The organism is Hungatella effluvii, from assembly GCF_003201875.1.
In the GTDB taxonomy this organism is placed as follows: Bacteria; Bacillota; Clostridia; order Lachnospirales; family Lachnospiraceae; genus Hungatella; species Hungatella effluvii.
Map to the genome: position 1 here is coordinate 230,491 of NZ_QJKD01000010.1, position 14,712 is coordinate 245,202.

General features: G+C 48.7%; 17 protein-coding genes. All 17 read right to left on the bottom strand.

What is annotated here, in order from left to right:
* Positions 1-124: 124 nt before the first annotated feature.
* The 17 genes from hslO to DFR60_RS19190 all read right to left on the bottom strand — a co-directional run bounded on the left by hslO (position 125) and on the right by DFR60_RS19190 (position 14,711).
* Entirely contained in the window at positions 125-1,006 is an 882-nt protein-coding gene (gene hslO, locus DFR60_RS19115; RefSeq protein ID WP_110324328.1) for an Hsp33 family molecular chaperone HslO, read from the bottom strand.
* Positions 1,003-1,770 carry a class I SAM-dependent DNA methyltransferase gene (locus tag DFR60_RS19120; RefSeq protein WP_110324329.1) on the bottom strand — a complete coding sequence of 256 codons (768 nt, stop codon included), beginning with the start codon at positions 1,768-1,770 and terminating at the stop codon, positions 1,003-1,005. Before DFR60_RS19120 ends, hslO begins: the two co-directional genes overlap by 4 nt.
* 65 nt (positions 1,771-1,835) lie before the next feature.
* The gene (locus DFR60_RS19125) at positions 1,836-2,345 is read right to left on the bottom strand and encodes an SEC-C metal-binding domain-containing protein (RefSeq protein ID WP_002603750.1); all 510 of its coding nucleotides are present in this window, start codon (positions 2,343-2,345) and stop codon (positions 1,836-1,838) included.
* Positions 2,346-2,642: 297 nt separating this feature from the next.
* Positions 2,643-2,933 (bottom strand): 50S ribosomal protein L27, encoded by a 291-nt coding sequence (gene rpmA, locus DFR60_RS19130; protein ID WP_002603749.1) that lies wholly within the window; start codon positions 2,931-2,933, stop codon positions 2,643-2,645.
* 16 nt (positions 2,934-2,949) lie between these two features.
* Complete coding sequence (gene rplU / locus DFR60_RS19135; RefSeq protein ID WP_002603748.1) at positions 2,950-3,258, bottom strand: 50S ribosomal protein L21; 309 nt, start codon at positions 3,256-3,258, stop codon at positions 2,950-2,952.
* 161 nt (positions 3,259-3,419) lie between these two features.
* Positions 3,420-4,082 (bottom strand): VanZ family protein, encoded by a 663-nt coding sequence (locus DFR60_RS19140; RefSeq protein WP_110324330.1) that lies wholly within the window; start codon positions 4,080-4,082, stop codon positions 3,420-3,422.
* 147 nt (positions 4,083-4,229) lie between these two features.
* Positions 4,230-5,939 carry a sensor domain-containing diguanylate cyclase gene (locus tag DFR60_RS19145; protein WP_110324331.1) on the bottom strand — a complete coding sequence of 570 codons (1,710 nt, stop codon included), beginning with the start codon at positions 5,937-5,939 and terminating at the stop codon, positions 4,230-4,232.
* A 210-nt stretch (positions 5,940-6,149) separates the two neighbouring features.
* Complete coding sequence (locus DFR60_RS19150; RefSeq protein ID WP_110324332.1) at positions 6,150-6,644, bottom strand: hypothetical protein; 495 nt, start codon at positions 6,642-6,644, stop codon at positions 6,150-6,152.
* Between the two features lie 63 nt (positions 6,645-6,707).
* Positions 6,708-8,090 carry an MATE family efflux transporter gene (locus DFR60_RS19155; RefSeq protein WP_110324333.1) on the bottom strand — a complete coding sequence of 461 codons (1,383 nt, stop codon included), beginning with the start codon at positions 8,088-8,090 and terminating at the stop codon, positions 6,708-6,710.
* Between the two features lie 96 nt (positions 8,091-8,186).
* The gene (locus DFR60_RS30955; protein WP_243005122.1) at positions 8,187-8,663 is read right to left on the bottom strand and encodes an alpha/beta fold hydrolase; all 477 of its coding nucleotides are present in this window, start codon (positions 8,661-8,663) and stop codon (positions 8,187-8,189) included.
* On the bottom strand, positions 8,624-8,944 hold the full coding sequence (locus DFR60_RS30960) for an alpha/beta fold hydrolase (protein WP_243005123.1): 321 nt from the start codon (positions 8,942-8,944) through the stop codon (positions 8,624-8,626). The genes DFR60_RS30955 and DFR60_RS30960 overlap by 40 nt, the downstream gene beginning before the upstream one ends.
* Before the next feature lie 69 nt (positions 8,945-9,013).
* Entirely contained in the window at positions 9,014-9,949 is a 936-nt protein-coding gene (locus tag DFR60_RS19165; RefSeq protein WP_110324334.1) for an ADP-ribosylglycohydrolase family protein, read from the bottom strand.
* Positions 9,950-10,240: 291 nt separating this feature from the next.
* Positions 10,241-11,287: an NHL repeat-containing protein gene (locus DFR60_RS19170; protein WP_110324335.1), complete on the bottom strand. Its 1,047-nt coding sequence runs from the start codon at positions 11,285-11,287 to the stop codon at positions 10,241-10,243.
* 56 nt (positions 11,288-11,343) lie between these two features.
* Entirely contained in the window at positions 11,344-11,805 is a 462-nt protein-coding gene (locus tag DFR60_RS19175) for a NanQ anomerase/TabA/YiaL family protein (protein WP_167437652.1), read from the bottom strand.
* Between the two features lie 41 nt (positions 11,806-11,846).
* Complete coding sequence (locus tag DFR60_RS19180; protein WP_110324337.1) at positions 11,847-12,809, bottom strand: ABC transporter ATP-binding protein; 963 nt, start codon at positions 12,807-12,809, stop codon at positions 11,847-11,849.
* Positions 12,802-13,797 (bottom strand): ABC transporter ATP-binding protein, encoded by a 996-nt coding sequence (locus tag DFR60_RS19185; protein WP_110324338.1) that lies wholly within the window; start codon positions 13,795-13,797, stop codon positions 12,802-12,804. The genes DFR60_RS19180 and DFR60_RS19185 overlap by 8 nt, the downstream gene beginning before the upstream one ends.
* 14 nt (positions 13,798-13,811) lie before the next feature.
* Positions 13,812-14,711 carry an ABC transporter permease gene (locus DFR60_RS19190; protein ID WP_110324339.1) on the bottom strand — a complete coding sequence of 300 codons (900 nt, stop codon included), beginning with the start codon at positions 14,709-14,711 and terminating at the stop codon, positions 13,812-13,814.
* Position 14,712 lies beyond the last annotated feature (1 nt).

A 14,712-nucleotide genomic window follows, 5' to 3' on the forward strand; every position in this document is an offset into this window, starting at 1 on the left:
GATTGAAATAAATAAACAAACAGCACAAAGGAAGAAGTACGATTGTTTTACATGATTACAGACAGAGCCACCCGGTTTCGGATGGCTCTTTTTGATTGCATAGAGAAGATCGCTCTATGAAACCCTATCTCACCGCGCGGTCGCGGATATCCGTCAGTTCTTCCACGGAGAAATTGTAATGCCTGTTGCAAAAATGGCAGTTCACCTCGATGCTCTCGCCCTCATCGATCATTTCATTTAATTCTTTCTTTCCAATGCTGATTAATGCTTTCTCCACACGTTCTTTCGTACAGTTGCAGGTAAATTCCGCCGGAACCTTATCCATGATTTCAAGGCCAAACTCCCCTAATATATGATCCAGAATCATCTCCGGGGTATTTCCCTCATCCAGCAGCGAAGTAATGGAGGTGATCCCGCCCAGCTTCTTTTCCAGCTTATCGATCATCTCGTCCGACGCGCCCGGCAGAAGCTGAATGATAAAGCCTCCCGCCTGTCTCACCGTATTGTCCTTATTCATCAGGACTCCCAGTGCAACAGAGGATGGAGTCTGCTCCGACGTAGCATAGTAATAGGTTAAATCTTCCGCAATCTCTCCGCCGACCAGAATTGTCTGACCTACATAAGGTTCCTTTAAGCCGATATCCTTAATCACGCTTAAAACGCCCTCTCCCACGGCTCCGCCCACATCCAGCTTGCCGTTCTCATTAGGCGGCAGCATGACGCCCGGATTAAAGGCATAGCCTTTTACATTGCCCTTAGAGTCCGCGGTCACAGTCAGGCCTTCGATCGGGCCGCTCCCCTGCACCTTAAGGGTCAGTAAATCGTCATCGCCCTTCATCATAACCCCCATCATGGCTCCCGCCGTTAAAAGGCGTCCTAATGCTGCTGTGGCCACAGGGCTAGTATTATGGGCAGCCCTTGCATGTTCCACCAGTTCTCTTGTTGTAGCCGCAAATGCACGGACCTGATGGTCTCCGGCTGTGGCTCGTACAATATAATCCGTCATCGTTCTTCCTCTTTCTTTCCGCGTTCCCTGGCAACGACGTAGATACGCTCACTGTCCTCCCTTATGGGATTCTCCGTAAATGCGTCATAAGCCGCCACAAAGTCCATTCCCGCCTCGCTAAGTGCCATTTTCACCGTGTCCAGAGAATAAGCTTTCTGATAGTGAGTTTCCACATACTTCCGGTAGAGATCGTCCTCCATCCGGATAAACAGGGCTAAATCGTATTCATTGACCATGGTGTCCTGATCGTAATAATTCTCCCAGATGAAGCTGCTCTCCTCCCGGTCTTCCGCAATGGTAGATTCCCTAAGCACATTTTCATACTTATAGATTGTGTTTAAATCAAAAATAAAAATACCTTCCGGATCCAGGTAATTGTTAACAAGAGAAAATACCTCCACCAGATCATCGTATTCCAGGATATAGTTCATGCAGTCGCAGATGCTGACCACGGCTGCCACCGTGCCGTACAGCTCGAAATCCCGCATATCCTGAAGCAGATATAGAATATCACGCCCGGAGGCGGCGCGCTTATCCATGGCGATCTGAAGCATGTCCTCGGAATTGTCGACACCGATCATGTCGTAGCCTTTCTCAGACAGAAGCTCCGTCACACTTCCCGTTCCGCATCCCAGATCCAGGACCAGGCCGTCTTCTACGCCGTATTTCTTTAAAAGTCCGGTTAGATACCGGCACCATTCTCCATATGGAATATTGTCCATAAAGGTATCGTACACCTCTGCAAATCCGGTATAGGCCTCCATCTGCATCTCCTCCTCTTAACAATCAAATACCCCGCACATAACATGCAGGGTATCAGTTTGCGTTACTATGCGTTCTTTCCGCAGCACTTCTTATACTTCTTGCCGCTTCCACACGGACATGGATCATTTCTTCCGATCTTCGGCCCCTTTACAATGGTTCCGGAAGCTTTCTGCTTCTTGTACAGCTCTTTCTTCTTCTCTTCCGGAAGAAGCTGCTCCCACTGAGGAAGACCGTAAAGCCATTCCGCTTTCGCCTCTACCATGTTGTAATATAACTTTTCCGGATCGATCTCGATCTTTACAACAGTATCCTCGTCCATGGTGTCGATCGGATTCTCATATCCCTTTAAGCTCTCATTGATACCATCTAAAAATCCTGTCATGGTCTGAACATCGGTACCGTACTTTTCAGCCAGTTCCTTCACAGTTCCTTCCACTACAGTCTCCGGCGCGGAGAGAATCTGCTCATAGATGCCTTTCTCCACTACGAAGTAATTAGACCATAACTCTTCCCTTGCTTTATCATCCAGCCCATCGCCATACGCCAGGGTTCTCCAATTTTCTAAAATAGTCATCGCTCAACCATCCTTTTATCTCTTATTTCTGTAATACTCCATGAATCAGTATATAACAACTTTGACAAATTTGCAAAACGTTTTTTGATTATTTGGACACGGAATCAAAAAAAAGTGCAGAAAGCTGCATAAACTCGAGGTTTTTCAGCCTTCCACACTAAAAAGGGGAGGATAAGTATTTCTTTTTCTTTTGTTGATAGTATTATAATTCCCATTCTGGATTTTTTTATACAGGGAGATACCAACTTTTTTTGAAAATGAAAGAATCCCCATGCCAGGCACAGGGATTTTACTTTATTATTCGCTGATTGTTCTTGGATAAACAGAAACCTGCTTTTTGTCTCTGCCTTTTCTTTCAAATCTGACAACGCCATCCACGGTAGCGAACAGTGTATCATCTCCACCACGGCCTACGTTGATGCCTGGATGAATATGTGTACCACGCTGTCTGTAAAGAATGTTACCGGCTAAAACGAACTGGCCGTCCGCTCTCTTGGCGCCTAATCTCTTGGACTCGGAGTCTCTGCCGTTCTTTGTAGATCCAACACCTTTTTTATGTGCAAAAAATTGAAGATTCATATTTAACATTTGTCAGTCCCCCTTATTAAGCGTTGATCTTATCGATCTTGATCTGTGTATAAGCCTGTCTGTGACCATTCTTCTTATGATAGCCGGATTTTCTCTTATACTTGTAAACGATGACCTTTTTTGCTTTGCCTTCCTTTACAACAGTACCCGTTACAGTAGCTCCTGCTACGGTAGGGCATCCAACTGCCAGTTCTCCGTTGTTCACAACCAGAATCTGATCAAATGTTACTGTTTCTCCTGCTTCGACACCAAGCTTTTCAACCTTGATTGTGTCACCTTCTGATACTTTGTACTGCTTGCCACCTGTTGCGATAATTGCGTACATATGGCACCTCCTGTTTTCTTTACTCGCCAATTTCGGTGGTCCGGGAAGTCGGACGCTTAGGACCTCGTTGAGCGGCACATACTTAGTTAGGATAGCATTATTTGGTTAATATGTCAAGAAAATTCCGACTGGTTTACATTCTATTATGACTGGTTTACATTCTATCCCGGCAGATTTATTTTAAGTAATGTAAAAAACAGGACCACTGTCCCTAAAATTATAAGTGCGCAGCCACATTTACTGACAAAGTTCAGAATCTCTTTCATTCTGGACTGCCCTCTTAATCCGGGTATTGTAAGCCGGTAGATCGAATATCCCAAAAGTGTGCCCCATGTATTGTTGAACATATCATCCAGTTCACACAGGCCTATCCTGAAAAAATACTGGGTTGCTTCGATTGCCACCGACAAAAAGAACCCAAATAAAACCGTCAGCAGAGAGAATTTAAAGATCTTTCCATTCATTGGCAGAAGGTAGCCCAGCGGGATAAAAAGGGCAATATTCCCCAGTATATAAAACCAGTGTATCCTTGAGTGCCGTTCCCACGCATACCTGACAGTCCAGAACAATTCCATATTGATCCTCGGTTCTGCTGTCTCCTTTCTGGCCAGCAGCGTGGCTGATAAGATTGTGAACAGCCAGAAAAGAAGCAATTCTTTTTTGAGAACTCCTGCCGCTGTCTTCCTGCCAAAAAATAGTGCTGTGAAGCTTACGGTTACAACCATTGCCAGAATTACAAGCATCACAATGGTTTGAGCCCCCGGAAATGTGTACGGATTCCAGATGCTGTTCCATGGGATTAGGTTCGTGATGCTATTAAGCATGTCTTCGTGGTCTCCTTTTCTGATAAATGAATAGATATGAATTTTATTACTTCGCAATCATTCTATCATATCAAAACAAACTTTTTTTAAATTCCATTCATTATAACATATTTTCTCAAATTGAAAACAACCTGTCAGATATTGAAATTAGATACCTGGCTCTGAATGAACGGGGTTACTTGCTGCCTCCCCTTCATACACCCTGAAATCACACCGCCCCGCCCTTTTTACCTCATACAATGCGATATCCGCGTTGCGGTACAGCTCTTTGAAGTTCTCTCCATCCCTCGGATAAAAGACGACGCCCAGACTGCAGGAGACTTCTCCTTTTTCCGGGTACTTCCGCTTAAGCAGGTCACAAAGCTGAGCGATTCTGGGAATCACATCCTGCTCGGAGGTGATATCATTTAAGAAGACCATGAATTCATCTCCGCCGATCCGGCCGCAGATGTCATTTCTTCTGAGGAAATGTTTCAGTATCCCGGCGGTCTCCTTGATGACCTGATCGCCGAACTGATGTCCGTAGCTGTCGTTCTGTTCTTTAAACTGGTCGATGTCCAGCATAATCAGTGCGTGACGTGCCGCTGGGCCGCTCTCCTCCAGTGCCTCTGTTACCCTGGTCATAAAGGTGTCGCGGTTTAAGACTCCTGTCATTCCATCGTGTTCCACCCGGCGCTGCAGCCTGAGCGTTTCCGTTTTCTCCTCGTCGATATCCAGCGTCATCATAAAAAGCCGGACGTCGTTATTATATGGGTCAGCAATCAGCTGGACGGTTGCACGGACCCAGTAAAGGCTTCCGTCATCCCTTTTTCTCAAGTAATCCATATTTCCGGAGGACTGCCCGTTATAATAGCGCAGCAGCAGTTTGTCTCTGTTAAAAAAATTATAGAATCTTGCCCGGTCTCCTTCAAATACGAACCGCTCTGCGATGTAACGCACTGTCTCTGTGTATTTTTCAAATGGCCTGAGATAATCAGGGGGATCGTCCCCTGCCTCCACGGCGTCTTTTGTCAGATTATACTCATAATAGCCGATGGTCTTGCCTTCCTGCGCCTTAAAATGCTGGCTCCATTTCTGATAAGTCAGTTCTTTCTCCCGCTGCTCCGTAATGTTCTCACTGGAAATAATGGCGCGGCGGGGTCTCCCCTCGCTGTCGTAAATCATCGCAAATTTCGCGGAATACCATCCGGTGGTGCCATCTTTTTTCCTCTTTTTGACGACTGTCTGTCCCTTCGGCTTTCCCTGTATGATAGATTCGTAAAAATCAATATATTCCTGTCTGCTCTCCTCGTCGATGGTCCCCGACTCCACAATGCTGTACGGTGCGTTGTCTGCAACAACAGGTAAACCGAATTCTTCCGCGGTTGCCTCCGGCTGAAAAAGCCGTCTGTTCTCCACATCGAAAATATACATGTATTTATCCGTAAGTGCAAAGGCAGTTTTGCTCTCCTCCATGCTCATGCGGATCTCGTCTTCCATCCGTTTCCGGTCGGCAATATCCATCAGGGAACAGAGTACGCTCCCGGGTATATTCGGGTCGCAGGTGCACTGGACCAGCAGCCACAAAATTTTTCCCGTACTATGTACCCCCCGGTATTCCATCTGAAACTTTGTCTTGCCGCGCGCGACCTGATCCAAAAGTTTTTTATGGATCATCTGAAAATCCGCTTCCGGCAGAATAAATCTGGCATTTGTAAATCCCTTTTCTTCTGCATCCTGCGAAGTATAGCCATAGATATCATAGTAAAACTGGTTCGCATACAAAATTGTCAGATCATCATCCAGTGCCACCTGGCAAATACCACATGGTACCAGGTCCAGTATGTTCTTGTAGTGCTCCAATATCGATCCTTCCATATGTCTGCCGCCTTTCCTATCCGATGTCCGCATCTTGTTTCATTATATCCTCTTGAAGGATAACTGTACAGCCGGATTTCATAAAAAATGCGGAAGCCCTGTAAACCTTACGTTTTCTGGCTTCCGCACTAAAAAGGGGAGGATAAGTATTCACTCATCTTTGGTATACTCCTATTTTAAACCAAAGAGAGATTTTTATACACTTCCCGATTAAATTATTTCTGTTTTTATTTTTTCGTACCGTTTTTTATCAGTGTCATTTAAATTTTTTAAAAGGCCCCCCAGATAGATGCGGTCGAGGTTTAACTTCGCCTTCCATTTCTGACCGTCGGGCTCCAGCGCCTTTTTCTCCAGCGCTTCCATCTCTTCCTGACACTTCCTGATCCGGGCTTCCAGCCCCGATACACTCGGCCCTTTCATAATAACCGGAAGATCCAGCGTCCTTGTCAAAAATTCCTGCATGGCCGTTTCCGCCGTCTCATCATCCCTGAAAACCCGCCGGAAAAGTTCCCGGCACCCGCGGTAAAAATCTTCCTGTTCCGAGTCTTCGTCTCCGCCGCCGCTTACCAGGAATCCGTGGTCAGAGGGGATCAGGCACACAGCTCCTTCCCGGACAGTCTCCAACGAATAGGCCGTCTCCTCAATCCCATGTTTTTCCATGATCCCGCGGACAAGATCGTATAAATACCATCTTAATTCATCCATATCGCTCCCCCTCGAACTCAACCGTTATTTCGCGTATTATTCCCGATTCTTATAATCCCTCTATTATTCCAGTCCCTTATTCTTCCATTTACCAATCCGGTAGAATACCACGGTCAATACCGCACCCAGTACCCAGGAAATCAGAAGGGATACCCAGATACACTCATATCTGCCGCCCGGAAGCTCCGGGGTCTTCGTAAAGTGAGCGATGCCGTATGCCAGCGGAACACGAATAAATACCGTCGTTACGATAGAAATCCACATGGGGGTCATGGTATCACCGGCGCCTCTCATGACACCGGAGAGACTCTGTGTCACCGCCATGGCGATATAGCCGACCGCAAGGATCTTCATCATATTGGCGCTCAGCGTAACCAGCTCGGAGGTATTGGTGAAGATACCCATCAGATATTTTCCGAAAATCAGGATCAGCGCCGTAATCGCCGCTGACGTTCCTGCCGCGATGATGGTTCCCTGCTTGGCTCCCTTATGTACCCGGTCGAACTCTCTTGCGCCTACATTCTGGCCGGAATATGTGGTCATCGCCGTACCAAAGGAGAAGTTCGGCATCATGGCGAATCCATCCACACGCATGATGATAACGTTGGCCGCAATCACCATCTCGCCAAAGCTGTTGGTCAGCGACTGAACCACGACCATAGCCATGGAGAAGATAGCCTGAGTGATACCGGACGGAAGCCCCAGACGCAGAATCGTCATAATATTTTCCATATCCGGCTTTAAATATTTAAATTTCAGATCAAAGACATCCGTCATCCGTTTCAGCTTGAAAAAGCAGAGGACTGCGGATACCATCTGTGCAATAACCGTGGCCAGAGCCACCCCCGCCACGCCCATCTGCAGGCCCGCCACAAACCAGAGATCCAGGACAATATTGATGACCGTCGCTACCAGCAGGTACACCAGGGCAGACAGCGAATCTCCCAGCCCTCTTAAAATACCGCAGAACATGTTGTAATATGCCACGCCCATGATGCCCACAATCAGAATCAGCAGATAAGAGGTGCACCAGTCAATAATGCTGGCCGGCGTGTTCAGCATCTTTAAAAGCGGCCGGATCGTCACCGAACCGAGGACCATAATGATCAGCGAGGACACCGCGGTAAGAGTGATCGTGCTCCCGATGGTCTTCGATAAGCTTTCTCTGTCCTTTGCTCCAAAAAACTGGGACACCATGATGCTGGTTCCCATCGATATACCAATAAAAAGTACCAGCAGCAGATTTAAAATCGGGCTGGCACTTCCAACCGCCGCAAGGGCGTTATCTCCTACATACTTTCCGACTACGATACTGTCTACCGTGTTATAAAGCTGCTGTGCGATATTGCCGATCAACATGGGAATCGTAAAGATAACGATCTGCTTCCATGGTTTCCCCACCGTCATATCTGTCTGTGCAAATAAAGCTTTTAACTTTCCACCCATACGTTCTTCCAACTTCCTTCTCTTTCGAAATAAACGCCTGATCTCAAGACTCTGTTTTCAGGCGAATATATTTATTATATCGAATATCAAAGGAAACTACAAGCTTTTTTCCGTATGTCCCAAATAATATCGTAACAGGGTCTCACGCACAGCACGAAGCGCCGCAGTGCATTCCTCGGGCCGCTCGTACATGGGATTATGCCCTGCTGCCGGAATCATAGCCATTGTTTTAAGAGGTGCGTCAATCGTATCAAAGTATGCCTTGCTGAGCGCCGTTGGCGTAATGTTGTCGTTCTCCCCAAGTATGCAGTGAACCGGCACCTCATAGTGCGGCGGGATTTCGCCAAGATTAAATGACAGCATCTGCAGATGAAGCGGATGATTGGCTTTCATAATCCGCATAAAACTGACGAGATCGCCCCATTGGAAGGAAAGGCTGCGCCGTAAGGGTTTAAATAGCTCGCCTATACCGGAACCGGAAACCGGGCCATGGTCGTATGCCTCCTGTATTTTTCGTAATTTGGGAAGCTGCTTCAGCAGTAATTCCGGATTATCGGGGGGATAATCCCCCATACGCTCCAGCGCCTGTATATGTTTTTTGTTTCCCGCTTTCCTGGCAAGCTCTGATTCTTCTTGTTTCTGCGGAGCGTTTTGCCCGCACCGCGCTGGTCCCAGTGTACGTGAGTAAATAAATCTCCCCAGGCGTTATCCAGCTCGTATGCGAAAAGCGATTCAAAGCTTCCGGGGCCGCCATGGAGATACAGGAGCACCGGGGCGTCGGATGTTTTGGGGTAGTGTAGCAAAAAGTGCTCGATGCCGTTTACCAGGATGTACTCTTCTTCAAATTGATTCATGGTCAGCTCCTTTGTTATGTAGTTTCATCGCATTTTACCCGCTTCGATGAATTCTGCTCATACCATATACTATTTAAAATTTTCACATAAGCTTTCAATATATTGTCTCTTAACAACCGCATTCAGCCATTCGGATGGAATGTTTTCGTTCCCGTAATAAATACCTGCCAAACCTCCGGCGACTGCTCCAACCGTATCGGTATCATCCCCGAGGTTTACAGCCTTTAAGACACAGTCTTTATAGGAATCTGTATTCAGCAGGCACCATATGGCGGCTTCCAATGTATGGACTACATATCCGCTGCTCTTTATCTCATGATCCGGCAACGCGCTAAACCCGTTTATGTTTCTCAGCCTTTCATAGGCCGCCGTCTCCGGATTCCCCGCTGCATCATAACAGGAAAACGCTGCATTGACTCCCCGTTCTACGGAATCCTTTAAAGTCCCCTTCTCCCGGATTAATTCTTTTGCAGTGAGTACATAGATCCCACAGCCCACGAGGCTTCTCATATGGCGATGCGTTAAGGAAGACACTTCATGGATCAGCCTGATTTGGTCCTTCACAGGCAATTGATCATGCAAATACAGATAAAATGCCATCGGCAGTATACGCATTAAGGAACCGTTGCCATTTTCGTATTCAGATACCATACCGCACTGCAGCGGTGCAGTCCCGCGTCCATAATTCATGATTGCCCTGCCTGTAGCATTTCCTACATCAAACACCTCACCCGTCGCCGTATAATCTCCATACAGCAGCCATGCCGAAAATCTTTCCATGATATCCTTGTAATCTATACCGCTGCAATTTACAATGCTGTCCACCAGAGCAAGCGTCAGGCTTGTATCGTCCGACCATACGCCCCTGGCCTGATAGTGAGTTCCATATTCCCTCATTTCCCGAACAGGATTCTCCGCTATTTCCTGCCGTGTTTTAAACTCAACAGGTACACCAAGCGCATCTCCGATTGCCAGACCAATCATTCCATCGTATAATTTCTTCAAAATTTCCTCCATTAAAATAATCCATTGCCGATACCATGCAGTTCGATACCAATCAGCCCGACGTTCCACTGGGATTCCAGATTGGCCTCTAAAATTATATAGACAATTATACCATGGCCGTTTCAATAATGCTATAAAAGTATAGCGCAGTACTGTTTTCCTCGTCATGAGTTCGGGAAAAACGGGCAGAGGGAACGTCAAAAAAGTAAACAAAAGAAACGCCTGCATTTATTATCATGAGGCGTTTCTTCTTATATTAATTTTAATCTGAATTTTCCGCTTTCCCTATCGCTAATTCCGTATCCGGCGCAGTTTAATTACCTGGTGATCCTCATTTGCGTGCGTTGGGAACAGGAATAGATCGCCCTGCTTATTGGCTGCCAGATCGTGAGCACGCAGATCGGAATTGAAGGTTCCCAGCTGGGCCACCATGTTCAAATCCAGGTCGAAGACCGTCAGGTAGCCCGCGCGCCCCACGACGTAAATGTATTCGCCGTCCGTATCCACGCCGGAGGGCATTCCCATGTTGTTGCTGCAGTAGCCGACTACGTTGCCTTCCGTATCGAACACATGCACGGCGTCTTTCTCTCTGTCACAGATCCAGATATGGTCCCGTGCATCCACGCACAGCGCATGAACGATCAGCATGTCTCCCGGGGTGTCCTCATAGGGCTTTTCCCAGTCTCCCACACCGCCGAAGGTCTTTCGGTAAGTACCGTCTGCATTAAAGATATGTACGGCCCGGTTCCCATATCCATCTGCAAATATATATTCTCCGCTGGAAGTCATATCCACATCAGTCGGCATGTTAAACGGCCCCGCAACCCGCTTGACACGACGCTGCGCCTCATAGAAGGCCCACATCCCCACAATGCCAAGGTATGGCTCTGTCGGGAAGATCTTGCCGTCCCTGCGCATCCTGGCCAGCGTTCCCATATCCATTCCGGTGTCGCTGGGCTTTCCTGCTTCTCCGAAATCGCGGATCAGCGTTCCGTCCGTGTCAAATTCACGCACGATATGATTATGGGTATCGGTACAGAGGATCGTGTCTTGGGGTGTATACTTAATAAAATGCAGATAGTCCCCCAGCAGTTCTCCTCCAAAACCCTTTATGTACGTTCCGTCGGGCGCCAGCTTTACAATCTGGCTGGGATTTCCGCGCATCCCCAGGTAGACATTCCCTTCCGGGTCGGTACAGCCCCCGGCAATGCTGGCACTTGCCACATTGCCCGGTAAATCCTTTGCAAAATCAGAAATATATTCATATGCAATATCACCGCAGGAATATACTGTTTTCTGAATTTCATCTCGTCTGGCATCACAGTGTAAAATCTTCATGGTTTCTTTTCCTCTTTTCCTCATTTCCTAAATTTCAGCGCTTTCACTTTTTCTTATTACACTTCCACCTTTTCCACCTTTATAACTATTTTTTTCATCCTGCACGGCTCCCCCACCGCACAATGCGGCTTATGCGCATCTTCCGGAGCCAGAATGACGTATTCACCGGGATGCAGAATCACCATGCTCCCGTCACTGGGTTCCTCCCAGTATCCCATGTCCTTTTCCGGGTCGTAGGTTCCCTTTCCCGTAAGGCCGTCACGCGCTGTCACTCCGATTCCTTCCAGACCGCAGATCACGTAATGGATATCGAAGTGATGATCATGGGTTTCGTAATCAATTCCGGTCGCCGGTTCTGTCTCGTAGCTCTGCACCTGAACGATCACACCGGGACATAATTCAAAATTTCCGGCCGGCAATTCCTCCAATCCCTCCCTTTTTAAGAAGGCAAGGGCCTCCGTAAATTTTTTATTTCTCAAATCATAACGATCCAGACTGCTGATTTTCTCATATACCATCGATTTGCTCCTCTCTCTTCTCCGTCTTTTAAAACGGCCTTTCATAACTGGTTAATTTCCCGCGCTTTGTGGCATGCCACAAAATGGTCCGGCAAGACCTCTTCAAATGCCGGCTGCCGCGTCCGGCATTCTTCCGCCGCATAGGGACACCTCGGTGCAAATCTGCATCCGGGCTTCGGGTTAATAGGGGAAGACAGTTCTCCCTGCAGAAGAACCCGTTTCTTCTCCACATCGATATCCGGTACCGGGATGGCTGACAGCAGCCCTTTCGTATAGGGATGCAGCGGGTGGTCAAACAAGTCATCGGAACTGCTCTTTTCCACCATACAGCCGACGTACATCACCAGAATATCATCGGAAATATGCTTCACCACCGACATATCGTGAGTAATGAATAAATAGGATAAGCAGCTCTCTTCCTGAATATCCTGAAGCAGGTTGATAATCTGCGCCTGAATCGATACATCCAGGGCGGATACCGGTTCATCACAGACCAGGAACTTCGGTCCCAGCGCCAGAGCCCTCGCTATACCAATCCGCTGCCTTCTGCCGCCGTCAAGCTCATGAGGATAGGAGTAGGCAAACCGTCTCGCCAGGCCCACCTGATCCATCAGTTCATAGACCCGTTTCCGCATCGTCTCCTTATCACGGCAGGCGCGGACGATTTTCATGGGGTCCATGATCAGCTCCTCCACACACATACGGGGATTTAAGGAGGCCAGCGGATCCTGGAAGATCATCTGCATCTCCTTACACATCTCCCGCCGTTTCTTCGGCTTCAAATGAGTGATGTCTTTTCCTTCAAATAAGACGGTCCCGTCTGTCGCCTCGATCAGCCCCAGCACCACGCGGCCCAGTGTGGATTTTCCGCATCCGGACTCCCCCACCACGCCCAGCGTCTTTCCGGCTTTCAGCGTAAAATTCACGCCGTCTACCGCGTGCAAATCTCCTCCCGGCGTTTTAAAATACCGTTTCAAATCCTTTACTTCCAGTAAATCAGCCATTGGCCTTCACCTCCCTGTGTCCCATTTTCGCCTCCTCCAGGTGAAAGCACCGGACCTTATGGCCGTTTCCTGCGTCCGAAAGGTCCGGATGGCAGCTTCTGCATGTCTCGTCCGCATAGGGACAGCGGGGATGAAAGCAGCAGCCCCCGGGCAGGTTCGCCGGATCAGGCATCAGACCGTCGATGGGATTCAGCCTTTTTTCCTTCCGTGCCAGAGACGGAATGGAGCGGAACAGTCCCATCGTATACGGATGAGAGGTTTCCTTGAAAATGTCGCGGAGAGAGCCGTATTCTACAATCTCTCCTGCATACATGACCGCCACCTTCTGACAGCACTCCGCGACGATCCCCAGGTCATGGGTAATCAGCAGCACGGAAGTTTTTAAGCGGTTCTTCAAATCGTTGATCATCTCCAGAACCTGCGCCTGAATCGTCACATCCAGAGCGGTCGTCGGTTCATCCGCAATCAGAAGCGCGGGGCTGCAAGCCAGCGCCATTGCGATGACCACCCGTTGCTTCATTCCGCCTGAAAGCTGATGGGGATAATCAGTGCTTCGTTCCGGCCCGATTCCCACCATTTTTAACATATCGAGACTTCGCTCTACCGCCTCGGCCCGGGAACACTCCATATGGAGGCTGATAGTCTCGACGATCTGGTCTCCAACCCTCATGACCGGGTTGAGGGCCGTCATGGGATCCTGAAAGATCATGGAGATTTCATTTCCCCGCAGTTTGCGCAGAGCCGCCTGATCCATGGTCACCACATTTTCTCCCTTGTAGAGAATCTCTCCGCCCACAATCTTTCCGGGAGGGTTGGGGATCAGGTTTAAAATGCCCAGAGCTGTCGTCGTCTTTCCGGCTCCGGTCTCCCCCACCAGTCCCAGCGTCTCGCCCTCCTCCAGGGACAGATCGATTCCATTTACCGCACGAAAAGTCGCCTGTTCCGTTACGTAGTGTATGTTTAAATCATTAATTTCCAGTAAGCTCATGTGATCTCCTCCCCCTACTGCTTCAGCTTGGGATCCAGCGCATCGCGCAGACCGTCGCCCAATAAGTTGAATCCCAGCAGAGTTATCATAATCGCCAGGCCCGGGAAGATTACCAGAGGCCAGAAGTCACGGATATATGCGCGGCCGCTGCTTAAGATGGCGCCCCACTCGGGCGTCGGCTCTGAAACCCCCAGTCCGACAAAGCTTAAGCTGGAAATCGTAAGAATCGCCATGCCGACCTTTAAGGAAGCGTCCACGATCAGCGGTGCAATCGTATTGGGCAGCACGTGGTGCACTATAATATAGGCATGGCCGGCGCCTCCCGCCCGCGCCGCCTCGATGTACTGCTCATCCCGTATAGTCATAACCGTAGACCGGAGGATTCGTGCACCTCCCGGTATGCTGGCAAGCCCGACCGCGATTCCGGTATTCAATAAACCGGTTCCAAGGGCCGCTGAGATCGCCACTGCCAAAAGCAGGCCGGGAATGGACATGATGATGTCAATCACGCGCATGATAACGGTATCGTACATTCCCCCGAAATATCCGGCCACTGCGCCAAGCACGGCCCCTATCACCAGGGAAATGACAACCGCGATCAGCGCCACGATCAGGGATACCCGGCCGCCGTACAGAATCCGCGCCAGGAGGTCACGGCCGTACTGATCCGTGCCAAATGGATGGGCCAGGCACGGATAGACAAACCGGTCACCGAAGGACTGGGCGCTGTAATCATAGGGGGTTAAAAAGTTGGCAAAGATTGTGGCAAAGAGAACTGCCGCCACCAGAATCAGACCTACGATAGCAAGCCTGTTTTTAAACAGGCGGTGCATCACATCGCGCCACTGGCTGTGTTTACGGGTCATCCCTTCCAGAGATTGTATGTAAGTTTCTTTTTTCTTTCTTCCGGACATA